Here is a 19,681-nt window from a genome sequence, read left to right as displayed (position 1 = left end):
ACATGGCACTGACCGACCCATCGACCCTCACCGTCGGGGAACCCGAGACGATGCGGGATACGCCCAAGCGGCCGCAGTCCCGCGGACGCACGATCCTCCGGAAGGTGCTCGCCACGAAGCGCGCCCGCATCGGCGGTGGCGTGCTCCTCTTCATCATCCTCTGGGCCTTCATCGGCCCGCTGCTCTCCCCCTGGTCCTTCACCGACCAGGACGGCCTCGCCTTCAGCCAGCCGCCCTCGCTGTCGCACTGGTTCGGCACGAACAACATCGGCCAGGACGTGTACGCGCAGACCCTCGTCGGTCTGCAGAAGTCCATCGTCATCGGCCTGATCGTCGGCCCGGGGGCGGCGATCATCGCCGGACTCGTCGGGGCCATCGCCGGTTACGTCGGCGGCGTCTGGGACAAGGCGATCGTCTGGCTCATCGACCTGCTCCTCGTCATCCCCGGCTTCTTCCTCCTCGTGCTCCTCAGCCCGGCGTTCAAGTCGCTCTCCTGGCTCGCCCTCGTCGTCTTCCTCGTCCTGTTCGGCTGGATGGTGCTCGCCCGCGTCATCCGCGGGCAGACGATGTCGCTCCGCGAACGCGAGTACGTCAAGGCCGCTCGCTTCATGGGCGTCCCCGGGTTCACGATCATCCGTCGGCACATCATCCCGAACGTCGCGAGCCTCCTCATCATCGACGCGACGCTCGGCATCGGCGCGGCGATCCTGTCGGAGACGACGCTGAGCTTCTTCGGCTTCGGCGTCCAGGCACCCGACGTCTCGCTCGGCACCCTGCTCGCCGCCGGTGCGAGTGCGGCCGTGACGCGGCCCTGGCTGTTCGTCTTCCCGGCAGCGATCCTCGTCATCACCGTGCTCGCCTCGAGCCTCCTCGGCGACGCCCTCCGCGACGCCATCGACCCGACCTCAGGAGCCAACCGTGACTGACCCCCAGGCGACAGCGCCGCTCCTCAAGGTCGACGACCTCACCGTCACCTTCCCCAACGCCGGCACGCCCGTGCACGCCGTCCGCGGTGTCTCCTACGAGGTGCGGCGAGGCGAGTTCCTCGGCATCGTCGGCGAGTCGGGCTCCGGCAAGAGCGTCTCCTCGATGGCCGTCATGGGGCTGCTCCCGACCAACGCGCAGGTGAGCGGCAGCATCCGCTACGACGGCGTCGAGCTGCTCGGCCAGTCCGACAAGGAACTGTCGAAGATCCGCGGGCGCGACATCGCCATGATCTTCCAGGACCCGCTCTCGGCCCTCACACCCGTCTACACGATCGGTCAGCAGATCGCCGAGGGGCTCCGCCTCCACGACTCCGCGCTCTCGCAGCGCGCCGCCGAGACCCGGGCCGTCGAACTGCTGAAGATCGTCGGCATCCCGAACGCGGAGCGGCGTGCGAAGTCGTTCCCGCACGAGTTCTCCGGCGGCATGCGTCAGCGGGCCATGATCGCGATCGCCATCGCGAACGACCCGCAGCTGATCATCGCCGACGAGCCGACCACCGCGCTCGACGTCACCATCCAGGCGCAGATCCTCGAGGTGCTCCAGAAGGCGAAGGACATCACCGGCGCCGCCGTGGTGCTCATCACGCACGACCTCGGTGTCGTCGCCGGCAACGCCGACCGGGTCGCCGTGATGTATGCGGGCCGGATCGTCGAGACGGCACCCGTCGTCCCGTTGTTCCGCGAACCCCTCATGCCGTACACGATCGGTCTGCTGCGATCCATGCCGAACATGGCCGCGAACCAGCAGGAACGACTCGTCCCACTCGAGGGACGCCCACCGCTGTTGACGACCGTGCCGACCGGCTGCCCCTTCGCCCCGCGCTGCCCGATCGCCGTGGCCGCTTGCCTCGAGGGTGAACCGGCGCTGCTCCCCGTCCTCGACGGTCCCGTCGAGGACCCGACGACCTCGGTCGACCACACCGCGGCGTGCATCCGCGCCGGCGAGATCGCCGACGGATCGCTGCGCCGCCCGGAGATCTTCCCTCGGCCGGACGAGGTGCCGGAGGAGCTCGTCGCCGAGGTCGCCCAGGAGACCGTCCTCGACGTCCGCGACCTGACCCGCGCCTTCCCGCTCACGAAGGGCGTCGTGTTCCGTCGCAACATCGGCACTGTCCGCGCGGTCGACGGCGTCTCGTTCAGTGTGCAGCGCGGACGCACCCTCGGCCTCGTCGGGGAGTCCGGCTGCGGGAAGACGACGACGATCATGGAGATCCTCGAACTCGCCAGGACGCAGGGCGGCAGCATCCACGTGAACGGGGTCGACACCGCGACGCTGTCGAAGCCCGACCGCCGGAAGCTGCGCAGCGACATCCAGGTGGTGTTCCAGGACCCGATGGCCTCGCTCGATCCACGCATGACGATCGAGGACATCATCGGCGAACCGTTGACCGTCCACGGGGTCTCCCCCACCGAGATCCGGTCACGCGTCGGTGCCATGCTCGAACTCGTCGGCTTGGAGCCGTCCTTCGCCGGCCGGTACCCGCACGAGTTCTCGGGCGGCCAGCGACAGCGCATCGGCATCGCCCGGGCGCTCGTCGTCGAACCGAAGATCCTCGTGCTCGACGAGCCGGTCTCCGCGCTCGACGTCTCCGTCCAGGCCGGCGTCATCAACCTGCTCGAAGACCTCAAGCAGCGGCTCGGACTCTCGTACCTGTTCGTCGCCCACGACCTCGCCGTCGTCCGGCACATCGCCGACGACGTGGCGGTCATGTACCTCGGGCGCATCGTCGAGTACGGACCCAGTGCCACGATCTTCGACGACCCGAAGCACCCGTACACGCAGGCGCTCCTCTCCGCGGTGCCGGTCCCGGACCCCGAGATCGAACGCAGCCGGCAGCGCATCCTGCTGAACGGCGACCTCCCCTCCCCCAGCGACGACCGGGTCGGCTGCAGTTTCCGGAGCCGCTGCCCGCTGTTCCAGCTGCTGCCGGCGGAGAAGCAGGCGGTCTGCGAACGCGACGATCCGCGAGAGCGCCCCGTCGACGGACGGCTCGTGGCGTGTCACCATGCGGAGAGCGACCGGCTCGTCACCGCCTGATCGAGCCGTGCGGCCCCGCGGGTCGGCGGCCTGGAAGGATGGTGGACGTGAACGAAGCGACGAACGCCGGCAATCGGACCACTCTGCGGAGCACGAGCGGCTTCTGGATCCTCGGGGTCACCGCCCTCCTCATGGTCTTCTTCATCATCGACGCCGTCGGCCGCGGGGCCTGGGGCTTCGCGGTCCAGGCGCTCCCGTGGGAGCTCCTCGTCGTGTGGCTGGTCTACCTCGTCCTCGTCCGCCCCTGCATCGTCATCGAGCCGTCGCAGCTGACCATCGTGAACGTGGGGCGTCTCCATGACATCCCGTGGTCGCGCATGGAGGAGGCGACGAGCCGCTACCAGCTGACGGTGCTCCTCCGCGACGGTCGGAAGATCACGAGCTGGGGCGCGCCGAGCGCCGGTCTCGACCGCCCGTCGATGATCGGCGGACGCGCCGGACGACGCGGGGTCGACCACCAGGACCGCGCGGCGGGTGTCCGCCGACCCGGTCGCGCCGGGAACGAGGGTCCGACGGCCGTCGACCTCATCGACCGTGCGCACGAACGCTGGGGCCGGATCGACCCGAAGGACGACCGCCTCGCCACCTCGCGCTGGGACGTCGTCGCCCTCGGCGTCACGGCCGCACTCGTCCTCTGGGGCGTCGCCTCGGCGCTCCTCGGCTAGCGACCGGCGGACGCCTCCTGCAACGTCGAAGGGCGGTGCCCCGGATCTCTCCGCGGCACCGCCCTTCGGCGTGGTGCGCCGGTTACAGCGCGAGCTCGATCCCGGCGCCGGGGATGGCGTCGAGGAGTTCGCGCGTGTACTGCTGCTTCGGGTTCTCGAACACATCGTCCGTGGTCGACGCCTCCACGATCTTCCCCTTCTGCATGACCGCGACGTTGTCGGCGATCACGCGCACGACCGCGAGGTCGTGGGTGATGAAGAGGTACGTCAGCTGCAGCTCCGACTGGAGGTCGGCGAGCAACTGCAGGATCTGCGCCTGGACGAGGACGTCGAGCGCGGACACCGCCTCGTCGAGGACGACGATCTCCGGCTTCAGCGCGAGTGCGCGGGCGATCGCGATGCGCTGCCGCTGTCCGCCGGAGAGCTCGTTCGGGTACCGGGTCGCGACCGCCTGCGGCAGCGAGACCTGGTCGAGGAGCTCCAGCACGCGGGCACGGCGGGAGGCCTTGTCGCCCACCTTGTGCGTGACGAGCGGTTCAGCGATCGTGTTGCCGATGTTCCGCAGCGGGTCGAGGGAACCGTAGGGGTCCTGGAAGACCGGCTGCATCTTCCGGCGCAGCGCGAGGAGGCCCTTGCGATCGAGCCCCTCCATCGCCTTGCCACCGATGCGGATCTGGCCGGACGTCGGCGTCTCCAGCTGCAGGAGCAGCTTCGCCACGGTCGACTTGCCGGATCCGGACTCGCCGACGAGCGCCATGGTGGTGCCCCTCGGGATTTCGAACGAGACGCCGTCGACGGCCTTGAGCTCCCGCTCAGCCGCCTTCTGCCCACGGATGTTGTAGACCTTCTCGAGGTCCTTGACCACGATCGCGGCTTCCGCGTCCGGCTGGGCGGCCTGCGCCGCAGCGCGGTGCTCGGCGGCGACGATGAGGTCGATGCCCTCCGAACCGGCAGGAGCCTCGTGGTCGAGAGTCTCGAGCGATCCGGTCGCCGACTGGATGCGACGCGAAGCCAGGCTCGGTGCCGCTGCGACGAGCCGCTTCGTGTACGGGTGCACCGGGTTCTGCAGGATCTCGACCGAGGGACCGGCCTCGACGATCTGCCCCTTGTACATCACGATGAGCTTCTCCGCCCGCTCGGCGGCGAGACCGAGGTCGTGCGTGATGAAGAGCAGCGCCGTTCCGCTGTCGCGGGTCAGGCTCTCGAGGTGGTCGAGGATCTTCCGCTGCACCGTGACGTCGAGCGCCGAGGTGGGCTCGTCCGCGATGAGCAGCTTCGGGCTCGACGACAGACCGATACCGATGAGCACGCGCTGACGCATACCGCCGGAGAACTGGTGCGGGAACTGCTTCAGGCGGCGGTCGGCATCGGAGAGCCCGGCCTGCTGGAGCACCTCGATCGCCTTGGCACGGACGGCCTTCTTGCCGTGGGCGATGCCGTTGGCACGGATGGCCTCCTCGACCTGGAAGCCGATGTTCCACACCGGGTTCAGGTTGGACATCGGGTCCTGCGGCACGAAACCGATCAGGCGTCCGCGGACGTCCTCGATCTCGTTGCGGGACAGCTTCGAGAGGTCGCGCCCCTCGAAGAGGATCTCGCCCCCGCTGATCTTGCCGGTACCGGGCAGGAGGTTGATGATCGCGTGCGCGGTCGTCGACTTCCCGGATCCAGACTCGCCGACGATCGCGACGGTCTCACCGGGCATCATGGTGAACCCGGTCTTGCGGATGGCCTGTACCGTTCCGCTCTGGGTGCGGAAGGTGACCTCGAGGTCCTTGACCTCGAGCAGCGGCTGCTGGGTGTTCATCTGGCTCGCGTTCAACGCAGGGCCCTCGCCTTCGGGTCGAGCGCGTCTCGCAGGACTTCGCCCATCATGATGAAGCTGAGCACGGTGAGCGACAGCGCGATCGACGGGTAGATCAGCACCTGCGGGGCCGTGCGGAGGTCACGCTGCGCCTGGCTGATGTCGTTGCCCCAGGACATGGTCTCGCTCCCGAGCCCCACACCGAGGAAGGACAGCGTCGCCTCGGCGACGATCGCGGACGCCAGCGAGATCGTGATGACGACGATCACCGGAGGGATCGCGTTCGGCAGCACGTGGCGCAGGAGGATCTTGAAGCGGGAGACACCCAGCGCGATGGACGCTTGGACGTAGTCCGCGTTCTTGACCCTGAGCACCTCCGCTCGAAGCACTCGGGCGACGGATGGCCAGGCGAACAGACCGATCGCCAAGGAGATCGTCCATACGCTCCGGTACTTCGCGAGCACCGACATGACGACGACGGCCGCGAGGATGTACGGGATGGAGAAGAAGATGTCGCCGATGCGGGACAGCACCGAGTCGACCCAACCGCCGTAGAAGCCGGCGAACGCGCCGAACACGATGCCGAGCGTGGCGGTGATCAACGTCACGATGAGCCCGACGGACAGCGACGTGGAGGTTCCGTAGATGACCCGCGCGAAGATGTCGCAGCCCTGCTTCGTGAACCCGAGGATGTGGCCGGCCTCAGGCCCGCCGTTGCTGTTCTCGAGGAAGCACTGGTTGTTCGGGGGCGTCTGCGTGAAGAGGAAGGGGAACAGGCCCACGACCACGACCAGCAGGATGAGGACGGACGAGATCCAGAACATGGGACGACGACGCATGAACGCCCACGCGTCGGTCCACAGGTTGCTGACCTTCTCGTCGACCTTGACGGCGTCGATGACCGCGAGCGGGGTCTCTTCGAGCGGCGCGACGAAGTGATTCGGGGATCGCTTGATCGTCGGCTCCTGATCATTACTTGACATAGCGGATCCTTGGGTCGAGCACGGCGTAGAAGAGGTCGATGACGAGGTTGATGATGAGGTAGAACAACACCATCACCGTCACGAAGGACACCACGGTCGGGCCTTCTCCTCGGAGGATGGCCTGGTAGAGCGTGCGGCCGACACCCGGGACGTTGAAGATGCCCTCGGTCACCGTGGCGCCGACGATCAGCACACCGAAGTCCACCGCGAGGTAGGTAACGACCGGGATCAGCGAGTTGCGAAGGATGTGCACGGGGATGACCCGGCGACGGCTGAGGCCCTTCGAGTACGCCGTCCGGACGAAGTCGAGCGACTGCGTCTCGATGACCGAGGACCGCGTCAGCCGGACGATCTGCGCGAAGCTGATGGTGGCGAGGACCAGTGCGGGAAGTAAGAGGTCTTGTATCGGCGCGCCCGGGCCGACCGTCGGTCTGAACCACCCGAGCTGGATCCCGAACACGTACTGCGCGACGAACGCGATGACGAAGACGGGGAGCGAGATGAGGATCAGGCTGACCACGAGGAACGAGGCGTCGAAGATGCCGCCCTTGCGGATGCCGGAGATGAGACCGATCGTGATGCCGGCGACCATCTCGAAGAAGACGGCGATGACGGCGAGCCGCAGCGTGACCGGGAAGGCCTGCGCGAGGATCTCGCTGACCGGCTGCCCGGAGAAGGACGTTCCGAGGTCGCCGGTGAAGATACCGCCGAGGTACAGGAAGTACTGCACGATGAACGGCTTGTCGAGGTTGTACTCGGCGTTGAGTTGAGCGATCTGCGCGGCGCTCGGCGTCTTGTCGCCGAACAATGCGAGCACGGGATCACCGGGCAACGCGAAGACCATGAAATAGATGAGGAAGGTCGTGCCGAGCAGTACGGGGATAGCCTGCAGGACACGACGAAGAATGTAACCGCCCATGGTGTGGGACTCCTGAACTCGTGAAGCTGGGTGGGCCCGGAAGAACCGGACCCACCCAGCTATGCCGCTACAAGACTACTTGGTGATCTCGTAGTACAGCGGCACCGAGTTCCAACCGAACTCGACGTTCTGCACGCCTTCGCCGAAGCCGCCGCTCACGTTCTGGTACCACAGCGGGATGGCCGGCAGGTCCTTGAAGAGGACCGCCTGGGCGTCCTGGAACTTCTTGTTCGCAGCGTCCAGGTCGGTCTCGGACGAACCCTCGGAGAGGAGCTTGTCGAACTCGGGGCTCGAGTAGTCACCGTCGTTCGAGGAAGCACCGGTCGCGTAGAGCGGAGCGAGGAAGTTGTACAGACCCGGGTAGTCGGCCTGCCATCCGGAGCGGAACGCCGTCTCGATGGAGCGGTTGGTGATGCCGGCACGGAAGTCACCGAAGACGGCGACCGGGACGCCCGAGGACTCGATGCCCAGGACGTTCTTGATGCCGTTGGTCACTGCGTCGACCCAGGCCTGGTGCGGCCCGTCGGCGTTGTACGCGATCTGGAAGGAGCCGTCCCACGGGGAGATGGCGTCGGCCTCGGCCCAGAGTTCCTTGGCCTTCTTCTCGTTGTACTTGAGGACGTCGTTACCTTCGATGTCCTTCGAGTAGCCGTCGATGACCGGCGAGGTGAAGTCGGTCGCCGGCGTGCGGGTCCCGTTGAAGATGACCTTGGTGATCTCTTCACGGTTGATCGCGTACGAGATGGCCTGACGACGCAGCTGACCCTCTTCACCGCTGAAGTGCGGGAGGCGAGCCGGGATCGTGAAGGACTGGAACACCGCGGCCGGCTGGTTGACCGCGCGGTCGCCCAGGTCGTCCTGGTAGGTGGAGAGCGCGGAGTCCGGGATCTGGTCCAGGACGTCGAGGTTGCCGCTCAGCAGGTCGGCGTAGGCGCTGTCGAAGTCCTTGTAGAACGTGATGGTCAGGCCACCGTTCTTGGCTTCGCGGCCACCCTTGTACTCGTCGTTCTTGACGAGCTTGATCGACTCGTTGTGCTTCCAAGCCTTGTCGCCGTCGACCTTGTACGGGCCGTTGCCGATCGGGTTCTGTCCGAACTCGTCCGTGACCTTGCCGGCCGCGTCGAACGCTGCAGCGGGCAGCGGGTAGAAGGCGGAGTAGCCCAGACGCAGCGGGAAGTCCGATGCAGGTGCGGACAGCTTCACCGTGAAGGTGGTGTCGTCCACGACGCTCAGGCCCGTCAGGGGCTGGCCGGTCTCGTTGTAGCCCTCGACGTCAGCGAAGAACGAGGCGTTCTTGCGGAGGTTGACGACGGCGTCCTGCCATGCCATGACGAACGAGTCAGCGGTGACGGGGTCGCCGTTGGTGAACTTCTGATCAGCCTTGATCTTGATCGTGAAGGTGGTCGAGTCATCGGTGTCGATCGACTCGGCCAGGTCATCGACCGGCTTGCCGTCGGCCGCGTAGTAGCGGAGGCCTGCGAAGACCTCGTCGATGATCTTTCCGCCACCGACCTCGTTGGTGTCGCTGGGGATGAGGCCCGACTCCGGCTCGGAGCCGTTGGTCGTGATGACGGATGATGCGCTGCTGGTGCTCTCGCTGCTGGAACCGCCACCGGAACAACCGGTGAGGACGAGAGCCCCTGCTGCGATGATGGCGGCGGCAGAGCCGAACCGACTGAACTTCACAGTTCCTCCTTGGGGAAAGGGCAAGCGAAAACAGCGCATCGTGTGCGCTGGATCGCTCTTTGAATACTCTGACGATAAGCAGAAGCAGGACGGCGAGCAAACTGGGACGCCAAACGTTACACAGCGGTAACCCAATCGCCGGATTGTTGCTCACGGATGCTTTTTCGTGCACGGATCCCGCCCACGACGCAACAGAACGATCATGATCGCAAAACTCGTGCGGTCGTTTCCTCGTTCCGGATACGTAAGGCGTTCATCTCCCGATATCCGCCGAGCGGACGTGCAGATGGTATGCGGTGCGCTCGGAGCCACCAGACAGCAGAATGGACCGGTGAGCGAGCAGAACACCACCGAGCGGGGACCGTACCTCCCCGAGGGCGCCGGAAACAGCCGTCGGTGGTGGGAGATCGGCATCGTCCTCGCGCTGAGCCTCGGGGCGTCGGCGGTGTACTCGATCATCTCGCTCATCGCGAAGCTCACGGCGGGGCCACCGCTCTCCGATCAATCTGCGGCGATCAACACCACGCAGGCCACCCGGGAGTGGCTCGACTTCAGCTACCAGTTCCTCGGGCTCTTCTTCCAGCTCGCGCCGGTCGCCCTCGTCATCTACCTGCTCTGGCAGCCCGGACGCAGCGGCTTCGCGCGGATGGGACTCGACCTCCGCTCCCCCGGACGCGACCTCGGCCGCGGTCTGCTGCTCGTCGCCGCGATCGGTGTCCCAGGCATCGGTGTGTACGCGTTGGGCCGCGCACTCGGCGTCACGGTCGCGGTCTCGACGTTCCCCGACACCATGTACTGGTGGACGATCCCGATGCTCGTCTTCTCCGCCCTCCGCGCCGGCCTCCAGGAGGAGGTCATCATCATCGGCTACCTGTACACCAGGCTCCGCGAGATCGGGTGGGGGTGGTGGACGATCATCCTGTCGACCGCCGTCCTCCGCGGGAGCTACCACCTGTACCAGGGCATCGGGCCGTTCTTCGGCAACGTCGCCATGGGCATCGCGTTCGGTTGGTGCTACAAGCGCTGGGGTCGGGTGATGCCCCTCGTCGTCGCGCACACGGTCATCGACATCATCTCGTTCGCGGGCTTCCCGCTCGCCGTCGCCTGGTGGCCGGAGATCTTCGCCGCGACGCCGTCCTCCTGACGGCCGGTTCGCCCATCAGTGGGCGAACGAGTACTCCCTCGCCCACGAATGGGCGAGGGAGTGCTCATGGACCGGCTAGGCGAAGGCCTCGGGCGGCGGGCAGGCGCACACGAGGTTGCGGTCGCCGTACGCCTGGTCGATGCGACGCACCGGCGGCCAGTACTTCGTGCGCACGAGCGTATGCACCGGGTAGACGGCGAGCTCACGCGAGTACGCGTGCGTCCACTCCCCCTCGATGACCGACTGGGCCGTGTGCGGCGCCCCGACGAGCGGGTTGTCGTCGGCAGGCCACTCGCCCGCCGCGACGGCGTCCGCTTCCGCCTTGATCGCGATCATCGCGTCGACGAAGCGGTCGACCTCGGTGAGGTCCTCACTCTCGGTCGGCTCGACCATGAGCGTCCCCGCGACCGGGAACGACATCGTCGGCGCGTGGAAGCCGTAGTCGACGAGGCGCTTCGCCACGTCGTCGACGGAGATCCCGGTCGCCTCCTTGAGCGGACGGAGGTCGAGGATGCACTCGTGCGCCACGAGGTCGCTGTCGCCCGTGTACAGGACGGGATAGTGGTCGCGCAGTCGCGCAGCGATGTAGTTCGCCGCGAGCACCGCGGCCCCGGTCGCCTCGCGGAGCCCTTCCGAACCCATCATGCGGACGTACGCCCACGAGATCGGCAGGATGCTCGGGCTGCCGTAGGGAGCCGCCGAGATCGGACCGCCGTCGTGCACGACCGTCCCGCCGCCGAGCAGCGGGTGCTCGGCGCGCTGCGCCAGCGGATGACCGGGCAGGAACGGCGCGAGGTGCGCCTTCGCAGCGACCGGCCCGACACCGGGGCCGCCGCCGCCGTGCGGGATGCAGAACGTCTTGTGCAGGTTCAAGTGCGAGACGTCGCCGCCGAACTCGCCGAACCGTGCGTAGCCGAGCAGTGCGTTGAGGTTCGCGCCGTCGACGTAGACCTGGCCGCCGGCGTCGTGCACGGCCTGGGTGATCGTCTTCACCTCGTGCTCGTACACGCCGTGGGTGGACGGGTAGGTGATCATGAGCGCGGCGAGGGACTCGGCGTTGGCCTCGATCTTCGACCGGAGGTCGTCGAGGTCGACGTTGCCCTGCTCGTCGCACGCGACGACGACCACACGCATGCCGGCGAGGACGGCGGAGGCCGCGTTCGTGCCGTGCGCGCTCGACGGGATGAGGCAGACCGTCCGCTGCTCGTCGCCGTTCGCGCGGTGGTAGCCGCGGATGGCGAGGAGACCGGCGAGCTCGCCCTGGCTGCCGGCGTTCGGCTGGAGCGACACGGAGTCGTACCCGGTGACCTCGGCCAGCCAGGTCTCGAGCTGGTCGACGAGTTCGAGCGACCCGGCCACGTCCTCACGCGGGGCGAACGGGTGCAGCCCGGCGAACTCGGGCCAGGTGACGGCCTCCATCTCGGTGGCGGCGTTGAGCTTCATCGTGCATGAACCCAGCGGGATCATCCCCCGGTCGAGCGCGTAGTCGCGGTCGGCCAGCTGCTTGAGGTACCGCATCATGGCGGTCTCCGAGTGGTGCGTGTTGAACACCGGGTGCGTCAGGTACTCGGTCTCGCGGGCAAGCGCGGCCGGGTACTCCGACACGGCACTCGGACCGAACGCCGAGGCGGACGACCCCTCGTCGAAGACGTACGCCGACGGCTCTCCGGGGGTGGCGTTCCCAGCGGTCGTGAGCACCTCGACGAGCGTCGGGACGACGCTCTCGACCGCGCTCACCTCGTCGAAGCTCATCGAGACGGTCGTCTCGTCGACGGCCCACAGCAGGAGGCCGCGGTCGTGCGCACCCGCCACCACCGCTGCGCTGTCGGCGACGCGTACCTGCAGGGTGTCGAAGTAGTGCTCCGTGAGCACCTCGACACCCGCCGACCCCAGCAGACGGGCTGCACTCGCGGTGGTCGCGTGCACCGACTGCGCGATCCGCTTGAGCCCGTCGGGCCCGTGGTACACCGCGTACATCGCGGCCATGACCGCCAGCAGGACCTGGGCCGTGCAGATGTTGCTCGTGGCTTTCTCACGGCGGATGTGCTGCTCACGCGTCTGCAGCGTGAGCCGGTAGGCGGGGTGACCCGCCGCGTCCTGGCTGACGCCGACGAGGCGACCGGGCATCTGGCGCTCGAGGCCCTTGCGGACCGCGAGGTACCCAGCGTGCGGCCCGCCGAAGCCCATCGGCACGCCGAAGCGCTGGCTCGTCCCGACCGCGATGTCCGCGCCGAGGGAACCGGGCGAGGAGATGAGCGTGAGGGCGAGGAGATCGGCTGCGACGACCGACACGCCGCCGGCCGCCTTGACCGCCGCGATGACCGCCGACGGGTCCCACACGAGCCCGGAGGCGCCGGGGTACTGCACGAAGACGCCGAACGCCGCCGGGAGGTCCTCGGGCGAGGTGGTGGACAACGGCAGCTCGACGAGGTCGATGCCGACCGCTTCGGCTCGGCTCTGGAGGAGCGCCTTCGTCTGCGGGTACGCGTCGGCGTCGACGATGAACGTCGCGTCGGCGAGCTTCGAGGCCCGGCGCGCGAGGAGCATGCCTTCGACGACCGCGGTGCTCTCGTCGAGCATCGAGGCGTTGGCCGTGTCGAGACCGGTGAGGTCGGCGACCATCGTCTGGAAGTTGATGAGCGCTTCGAGGCGGCCCTGCGAGATCTCGGGCTGGTACGGCGTGTAGGCCGTGTACCAGGAGGGGTTCTCGAGCACGTTCCGCTTGATGACCGCCGGTGTGATCGTGTCGAAGTAGCCGAGACCGATCAGGCTCCGGTTCACCGTGTTGCGGCCGGCGAGCTCACGGAGTTCGGCGAGTGCCGCGCGCTCGGTCGCGGCGTCGGGGATGCTCGACGAGGCGAGTTCGGCGGCCGTGATGGCGGACGGGACGGCCGCGGCGAGCAGAGCGTCGACGCTGTCGTACCCGACGGCGGCGAGCATCGTCGCCTGGGCGGCGGTGTCGGTTCCGATGTGCCGTTCTGCGAAGCGGTCCGCCATCACTCGCCCACCAGCGCGGCGTAGTCGTCCCAGCTGAGGAGCGTGTCGGGCAGCGCGTCGTACCGGACCGAGACGAGCCAGCCGGCACCGAACGGGTCGCTGTTGACGAGCGACGGGTCGTCGACGACGGCGTCGTTGGCCTCGACGACCTCGCCGTCGAGCGGGGCGAAGAGCTCGCCGACGGACTTCGTGGACTCGATCTCGCCGACCACGGTGCTGGCCGAGAGCGCCGCGCCGACGGCGGGGAGGTCCACGAAGACGACGTCGCCGAGCTTCTCGGCGGCGTAGTCGGTGATCCCGATGACGGCGAGATCGCCCTCGACGCGGATCCACTCGTGCTCGGCGGTGTACTTGAGGGTGGTCTTGTCGGCCATGGGTTACTTCTCTCTCGAATAGAAGGGGAGCGTGGTGACGGTCGCGGGGATCCGCGTGCCGCGGACGTCGATGTCGAGCACGGTGCCCGGCTCGGCGTGGTCGGGGTGCACGTAGGCCATGGCGATCGGGTGGCCGAGGGTGGGCGACAGTGCCCCGCTCGTCACCTCCCCGACCGTCGTGTCGCCGGCGAGGACGCGGTAAGCGGCACGACCGGCGCGACGCCCCTCGGAGACGAGTGCGACGAGCACCGGTGCGTCGTCCGCCGGACCGGCCTCGACGGCGTCGCGACCGATGAACGTGCCGTGCTTGCCGAGTGCGACGACGCGGCCGAGTCCGGCCTGCACGGGCAGCATGTCCGGGCCGAGTTCGTGGCCGTACAACGGCATGCCGGCTTCGAGGCGGAGCGTGTCGCGACTGGCGAGCCCGGCGGGGACCAGTCCGAGCGGCGTCCCGGCGGCGACGATGGCGTTCCACAGCTCCACGGCGTCGGCGGCGTCGACGTACAGCTCGAACCCGTCCTCGCCGGTGTAGCCGGTGCGTCCGATGAAGACCGTGCCGTTCTCGAAGGAGGCACCCGTCGCGCGGTAGTACTTCACCTCGTCGAGGGAGGGCAGTTCGTCGAGGATATGGAGCCCCTCGGTCGCCTGGAGGATGGCGCGGGAGGCGGGTCCTTGGACGGCGATGAGCGCGATCTCGTCGCTGCGGTCCATGACGACCACGTGCTCGAACGCCGCGGCCCGCTCGGTGAGCGCTGCGACGACCGCATCGTGGTTGCCCGCGTTCGCGACGACGAGGTACTCGTGCTCGCCATTGCGGTAGACCACGAGGTCGTCGATGATGCCACCGGCCTCGTTCAGCAGCAGGGAGTACTTGGCCTGGAGCAGGTCGATGGCGGACAGCTTGCCCGCGAGCGCCTGGTCGAGGAAGTCGGCTGCGTCGTCGCCCACGACCTGGATCTCAGCCATGTGGGAGATGTCGAAGATGCCGGCGGCGGTGCGCACGGCGTGGTGCTCGGCGAGGTCGCTCGAGTACCGCACGGGCATCTGCCACCCGGCGAAGTCCGTGAAGCTCGCGCCGGCGGCTTCGTGGACGGCGTGGAGCGGGCTGGTTCGTTCGAGGTCGGTCACGAGTTCTCCGGGGTCGCGTGGTGCGCTGCGGACACCTGACGGTGCCCGTTGGGAACTCCCCCTCTGTCATTGGCCTGAGAGCTTCACGAGCGCCGCTGCTGCGGACACTGCTTTCACCGTCGGCGAGCGCACCACGAACGTGCGCTGCTTTCCAGAGTGGCCAGTCCGATGCGGTACAGGACCTGAGAGATTGGCGGGGAGGCTTGCTCCTTCGGTGCCGGCGTACCGGCTCTCCCGCATCGTGTTTGCGGCCCGATGTTCGATTGAGCCGCCAGCATATCGCGAGTGGTCGCCTCGGCGCAGGACCTTGTTCGAGTCAGGTGTACACTAAGCCTGTATCGAGTACAGGTCATTTCTACCTGAAGTGCCGCCGGTGCTCCGGAACGCGGAGATCCCCATGCAACGATCGACGACTCCCGCGGAGCAGGCGGAGCAGCAGGTCGGCCTCGCAGTCTCGACGGTCATCTTCACGCTCCGGGCCGATGACGGGTTCGGCGCGACCGACTCGACGCCGGGGATCTGGCTTCCCCTGGTGCGACGCATCCGCGAGCCCTACGACGGCCTCTGGGCACTGCCGGGCGGTCCGCTCGGTGCGGCTGAATCCCTCGTGGATGCGGCCGCGTCGACCCTGGAGGCGACCACCTCACTCCGCCCGCGGTACCTCGAGCAGCTGTACGCGTTCGGCGACCTCGACCGTTCCCCCGCCGAGCGGGTCGTCTCGATCGTCTACTGGGCGCTCGTCGGGTCCGACGAGGCGAAGCGAACGCGGCTCGGCCAGAACGTCCGCTGGTTCCCGGCCGACGCACTCCCCCCGTTGGCGTTCGACCACCGCGACATCGTCGAGTACGCCCTGTGGCGGCTCCGCAACAAGCTGGAGTACAGCCACATCGCGCACGCCTTCCTCGGCGAGACCTTCACCCTCTCCGAACTCCGGGAGGTGCACGAGGCGGTGTTGCAGAAGCAGCTCGACCCCGCGAACTTCCGACGCCAGGTCGAGTCCTCCGGTCTCGTCCTGCAGACCGACGAACTCCGCACCGGTGGGCGCCACCGCCCGGCGCGGCTCTACCGGTGGACCCAGCCCGTCACCCGACCGGAGACCCCGTCGCCCGGCCGGTCGACGAGCCGCAGGCCCACGACGTCCACCCCGACCACCCGTCAGCAGTCCGAGGAGCCAGCATGACCATCACCGCATCCGTCGACGACACCATCCAGCAGATCACCGAGGGTGCGTCCGACGGCGCGACCTGCGCGCCCGAACTCGCGGCCGGGCCCTGGGTGTTCGACCTGCAGCCGCCGAGCTACGGCCCCGGCGCGTCGATGGGCGACGTCATCCCGACCGGTTCGCCTCGGCAGGGCCAGCTCCCGGCCGCCTATCGCGACGCCTCCAACGATGAGCTCCACCGCCGCATCGTGGCCGCGAAGCAGACCCTCGGAGACCGCGTCGTGATCCTCGGACACTTCTACCAGCGGGACGAGGTGGTCCAGCACGCCGACTACATCGGCGACTCCTTCCAGCTCGCGAACGCGGCCAAGGCACGCACCGAGGCCGAGGCGATCGTGTTCTGCGGCGTGCACTTCATGGCCGAGACCGCCGACCTCCTGTCCGGACCCGAGCAGGCCGTGATCCTTCCGAACCTCGCCGCCGGATGCTCGATGGCCGACATGGCGGACATCGACCAGGTCGAGGAGGCGTGGGAGGCCCTCGAGGCGCTCTACGGGACCGAACCGGACGCCGACGGCCGGGTACCGGTCATCCCCGTCACCTACATGAACTCCTCGGCGGCACTCAAGGGCTTCTGCGGTCGGCACGGCGGGATCGTCTGCACGTCCAGCAACGCGGAGACGGTCCTGCGGTGGGCCTTCGAGCGCGGACAGCGGGTGCTGTTCTTCCCGGACCAGCACCTGGGTCGGAACACCGCGAAGAAGCTGGGCGTGCCGCTCGAGCACATGCCGATGTGGAACCCGAACCGCCCGCTCGGCGGCAACGAGGCGACCGACCTCGAGCAGGCCGAGGTCATCCTGTGGCACGGCTTCTGCTCGGTGCACAAGCGGTTCACCGTCGACCAGATCGACCGCGCCCGGGCGCAGCACCCCGGCGTCCGGGTCATCGTGCACCCCGAGTGCCCGATGGCGGTCGTCGACGCCGCCGACGAGGCGGGATCGACGGACTACATCCAGAAGGCCATCGCGGCGGCGCCCGACGGCACCACGTTCGCGATCGGCACCGAGATCAACATGGTGCAGCGCCTCGCCGCGCAGTACCCGCAGCACACGATCTTCTGCCTCGACGACGTGATCTGCCCCTGCTCGACGATGTACCGCATCCACCCCGGCTACCTGGCCTGGGTGCTCGAGGGACTCGTCGCGGGCGAGGTGCTCAACCGCATCACCGTCTCCGACGACGTGGCCGTCCCGGCGCGACTGTCGCTCGAGCGCATGCTCGCCGCGAAGCCGCCGGTCGCCCCCGGAACCCAGGCCGTCTGACATGGCGACGGTGCTCGTGGTCGGGAGCGGGATCGCCGGTCTCGTGGCCGCGATCCAGGCGAGTGAACGGCACGAGGTGGTGGTCGTCACCAAGGACGTCCTCGGCCAGAGCAACACGCGCTATGCGCAGGGCGGGATCGCCGGGGTCATGTTCGACGACGACCGCGTCGAGGACCACGTCCGGGACACGCTGCTGGCTGGCGCGGGGCTGTGCGAAGAGGAGGCCGTGCGGGTGCTCTGCACCGAGGGGCCCGAACGGATCCGCGAGCTCATCGCCTTCGGCGTGGCGTTCGACCGCGACGGCGACGGCTTCGCTAAGGGCCTCGAAGCGGCCCACTCCTACCCCCGGGTGCTGCACGCCGGTGGTGACGCGACCGGCGCGGCGATCGAGACGGCACTCGTCGAGACGCTTGCGGCCCGGCGGGTCACCGTGCTGGAGCACACCGTCCTCGTCGACCTGGTCGTCACCGCCGGGACGGTCACCGGTGCACACCTCCGGTCCTCCGAGCGCGGTGCGTTCACCGTCGACGCCGACCAGGTGATCCTCGCCACCGGCGGTGTCGGACAGCTCTACCCGTTCACGACCAACCCGGCGGTGGCGACGGGCGACGGCGCCGCTGCGGCGCTCCGTGCTGGAGCGGTGCTGGCCGACGTGGAGTTCGTCCAGTTCCACCCGACCGCGCTCGCCGCACCCGGCAGCTTCCTCGTCTCCGAGGCCGTCCGCGGTGAGGGGGCCGTCCTCCGGGATGTGAACGGTGAACGTTTCATGCGGGCGCTGCACCCCGACGCCGAGCTGGCACCGCGCGACGTGGTCGCCCGCGGGATCGCGCGGACCATGGCAGCGCAGGGTGGCGCGCCGGTGACGCTCGACGCGACCGCGCTCGGTGCTGACCGCCTCGCCGCGCGGTTCCCGGGGATCGACGAGCACCTCCGAGCCTCCGGCGTGGACTGGTCACGCACACCGGTCGCCGTCGCCCCGGCTGCCCACTACTGGATGGGCGGCGTCGCCACGGATCTCGACGGCCGGACCACCCTGCCGGGGCTCCTGGCTGTCGGTGAGGTCGCACGCACGGGCGTCCACGGCGCCAACCGCCTCGCCTCCAACTCGCTCCTCGAGGGTGCCGTCTTCGCGGCCCGCGCCGTCGCGGCGATCGATGCGGCACCGGGTCCCCTCGCCGGTCGCCCGAGGCTCGGCGGTCAGCGGGTCGTCCTGGATCCCCTTGCGGCCGAAGACGATCGCCGGCTCCCAGCGGATCACGTCGAGCCGTTCAGCCGAGCGGCACTCCACGCCGTGATGTGGCGGGACGCCGGACTGGTCCGTGACGCAAGTGGTCTCGAGCGCGCGCGCCGGACCCTGGACCGCTGGTCAGCCGAGCTCGACGACGTCGTCACCACTCCGCGATCGGTCGCGGCCGCCGAGGACCGCAACCTCCTGCTGCTCGCCCGCGCCGTAGTCGCCGGTGCCCTCGCGCGCACCGAGTCACGCGGCGCCCACGCCAGGGACGACCATCCCGGTGTCGATCCGGATCAGGCGTCGCCCATCGCGATCATCCTCGCCACCTCGGCCGACGCGCCCCAGCCCACCACCCACCCATCCGTGAACGGAACCGTGCTCGCACCATGCTGACCCCACACCTCATCGACACCACCGTCACCGCGGCCCTCGTCGAGGACGCCCCGTGGGGCGACCTGACGGCGGCGACCCTCATCCCGGAGGACGCCACGGCCTCGGCATCCCTGACCGCGCGCGAGGCGGGCGTCTTCAGCGGGTCGGCCGTGTTCGAGGCGGCGTTCCGACTGACCGACCCACGCATCACGGTCGCGTTCCTCGTCGCCGACGGCGAACGGTTCGCTGCGGGCGACACCATCGCCATGGTGTCGGGTCCGGCGCGTGCCGTCCTGACCGCTGAGCGCGTCGCCCTGAACTTCGTGCAGCGGATGAGCGGCATCGCGACCACCACTGCGGCCTACGTCGAAGCCGTGTCGGACACCCGCGCCCGCATCGTCGACACCCGGAAGACGACCCCGGGCCTGCGCGTCTTCGAGCGCCACGCGGTGCGATCGGGCGGCGGACACAACCACCGCCACTCGCTCTCCGACGCCGTCATGGTCAAGGACAACCACCTGGCGGTCCTCCTCGAGCGCGGCCTGACCGTCACCGAGGCCTTGCTGCGGGCTCGCGAGGAGCTCCCGCACACGACGACGATCGAGGTCGAGGTCGACCGTCTGGACCAGATCGAGGCGGTGCTCGCAGCGGGCGTCGACACGATCATGCTCGACAACTTCAGCGTCGACGAGCTCCGCGAGGGCGTCGCGCTGATCGCCGGCCGCGCCATCGTGGAGGCGAGCGGGAACGTGACGCTGTCGACGGTGCGGGCCATCGCGGAGACCGGTGTGGACGTCATCTCCTCCGGTGCCCTCACGCACAGTGTCCGCTCCCTCGACCTCGGACTCGACGTCTCGGTCGACTGAG

The 19,681-nt window shown here is 68.6% G+C and carries 15 protein-coding genes and 2 riboswitches; of the genes, 8 read left to right on the top strand and 7 right to left on the bottom strand.

The features are described from left to right. The first annotated feature begins 2 nt into the window (after window positions 1–2). From IFR14_RS08345 to IFR14_RS08335, 3 genes are read left to right on the top strand one after another with little or no spacing between them, the layout of a single operon-like run. Complete coding sequence (locus tag IFR14_RS08345; protein WP_191940786.1) at window positions 3–926, top strand: ABC transporter permease; 924 nt, start codon at window positions 3–5, stop codon at window positions 924–926. Further along, window positions 919–3,024 carry an ABC transporter ATP-binding protein gene (locus tag IFR14_RS08340; protein WP_191940785.1) on the top strand — a complete coding sequence of 702 codons (2,106 nt, stop codon included), beginning with the start codon at window positions 919–921 and terminating at the stop codon, window positions 3,022–3,024. Before IFR14_RS08345 ends, IFR14_RS08340 begins: the two co-directional genes overlap by 8 nt. A 47-nt stretch (window positions 3,025–3,071) precedes the next feature. Further along, window positions 3,072–3,689, top strand: a complete 618-nt coding sequence (locus IFR14_RS08335) for a hypothetical protein (RefSeq protein ID WP_191940784.1) — start codon at window positions 3,072–3,074, stop codon at window positions 3,687–3,689. An 82-nt stretch (window positions 3,690–3,771) separates the two neighbouring features. Here IFR14_RS08335 and IFR14_RS08330 read toward each other — a convergent pair whose 3' ends face one another. From IFR14_RS08330 to IFR14_RS08315, 4 genes are all read right to left on the bottom strand, one after another. Then, complete coding sequence (locus IFR14_RS08330; protein WP_079705528.1) at window positions 3,772–5,496, bottom strand: dipeptide ABC transporter ATP-binding protein; 1,725 nt, start codon at window positions 5,494–5,496, stop codon at window positions 3,772–3,774. Between the two features lie 11 nt (window positions 5,497–5,507). Next, the gene (locus tag IFR14_RS08325; RefSeq protein WP_064296417.1) at window positions 5,508–6,476 is read right to left on the bottom strand and encodes an ABC transporter permease; all 969 of its coding nucleotides are present in this window, start codon (window positions 6,474–6,476) and stop codon (window positions 5,508–5,510) included. Continuing rightward, window positions 6,466–7,395, bottom strand: coding sequence for an ABC transporter permease (locus IFR14_RS08320; RefSeq protein ID WP_064296418.1), 930 nt, complete (start codon window positions 7,393–7,395; stop codon window positions 6,466–6,468). The genes IFR14_RS08325 and IFR14_RS08320 overlap by 11 nt, the downstream gene beginning before the upstream one ends. Window positions 7,396–7,470: 75 nt before the next feature. Further along, window positions 7,471–9,081: a peptide ABC transporter substrate-binding protein gene (locus IFR14_RS08315; protein ID WP_240043922.1), complete on the bottom strand. Its 1,611-nt coding sequence runs from the start codon at window positions 9,079–9,081 to the stop codon at window positions 7,471–7,473. A 331-nt stretch (window positions 9,082–9,412) separates the two neighbouring features. Here IFR14_RS08315 and IFR14_RS08310 point away from each other — a divergent pair, with 331 nt between their 5' ends. Beyond that, window positions 9,413–10,225 (top strand): CPBP family intramembrane glutamic endopeptidase, encoded by an 813-nt coding sequence (locus tag IFR14_RS08310; RefSeq protein ID WP_240043924.1) that lies wholly within the window; start codon window positions 9,413–9,415, stop codon window positions 10,223–10,225. A gap of 75 nt (window positions 10,226–10,300) precedes the next feature. On the opposite strand, the gene gcvP is transcribed toward IFR14_RS08310, so the two are convergent. Genes gcvP through gcvT form a run of 3 tightly spaced genes read right to left on the bottom strand, consistent with a single transcriptional unit; the run spans window position 10,301 to window position 14,724 of the window. After that, window positions 10,301–13,222, bottom strand: a complete 2,922-nt coding sequence (gene gcvP, locus IFR14_RS08305; RefSeq protein ID WP_191940783.1) for an aminomethyl-transferring glycine dehydrogenase — start codon at window positions 13,220–13,222, stop codon at window positions 10,301–10,303. Next, entirely contained in the window at window positions 13,222–13,596 is a 375-nt protein-coding gene (gene gcvH / locus IFR14_RS08300) for a glycine cleavage system protein GcvH (RefSeq protein WP_064296422.1), read from the bottom strand. Before gcvH ends, gcvP begins: the two co-directional genes overlap by 1 nt. A 3-nt stretch (window positions 13,597–13,599) precedes the next feature. Next, the gene (gene gcvT / locus IFR14_RS08295) at window positions 13,600–14,724 is read right to left on the bottom strand and encodes a glycine cleavage system aminomethyltransferase GcvT (RefSeq protein ID WP_191940782.1); all 1,125 of its coding nucleotides are present in this window, start codon (window positions 14,722–14,724) and stop codon (window positions 13,600–13,602) included. Window positions 14,725–14,780: 56 nt separating this feature from the next. Next, window positions 14,781–14,884: riboswitch (glycine riboswitch) on the bottom strand. Between the two features lies 1 nt (window position 14,885). After that, window positions 14,886–14,971, bottom strand: a riboswitch (glycine riboswitch). Between the two features lie 150 nt (window positions 14,972–15,121). On the opposite strand from gcvT, the gene IFR14_RS08290 reads away from it, so the two are divergent. The 4 genes from IFR14_RS08290 to nadC are packed head-to-tail and all read left to right on the top strand — an operon-like array spanning window position 15,122 to window position 19,680. Further along, complete coding sequence (locus IFR14_RS08290) at window positions 15,122–15,904, top strand: NUDIX hydrolase (RefSeq protein WP_191940781.1); 783 nt, start codon at window positions 15,122–15,124, stop codon at window positions 15,902–15,904. Next, the gene (gene nadA, locus IFR14_RS08285; protein WP_191940780.1) at window positions 15,901–17,208 is read left to right on the top strand and encodes a quinolinate synthase NadA; all 1,308 of its coding nucleotides are present in this window, start codon (window positions 15,901–15,903) and stop codon (window positions 17,206–17,208) included. Before IFR14_RS08290 ends, nadA begins: the two co-directional genes overlap by 4 nt. 1 nt (window position 17,209) lies before the next feature. Then, the gene (nadB, locus tag IFR14_RS08280; RefSeq protein WP_191940779.1) at window positions 17,210–18,835 is read left to right on the top strand and encodes an L-aspartate oxidase; all 1,626 of its coding nucleotides are present in this window, start codon (window positions 17,210–17,212) and stop codon (window positions 18,833–18,835) included. After that, window positions 18,829–19,680 (top strand): carboxylating nicotinate-nucleotide diphosphorylase, encoded by an 852-nt coding sequence (gene nadC, locus IFR14_RS08275; RefSeq protein WP_191940778.1) that lies wholly within the window; start codon window positions 18,829–18,831, stop codon window positions 19,678–19,680. Before nadB ends, nadC begins: the two co-directional genes overlap by 7 nt. The last annotated feature ends 1 nt before the right edge of the window (window position 19,681 follow it).

This window comes from Plantibacter sp. CFBP 8775 (assembly GCF_014839505.1).
Classification (GTDB): Bacteria; Actinomycetota; Actinomycetes; order Actinomycetales; family Microbacteriaceae; genus Plantibacter; species Plantibacter auratus.
The sequence above is the reverse complement of the archived record's forward strand: the minus strand, read 5'-3'. Positions and strand labels throughout refer to the sequence as shown.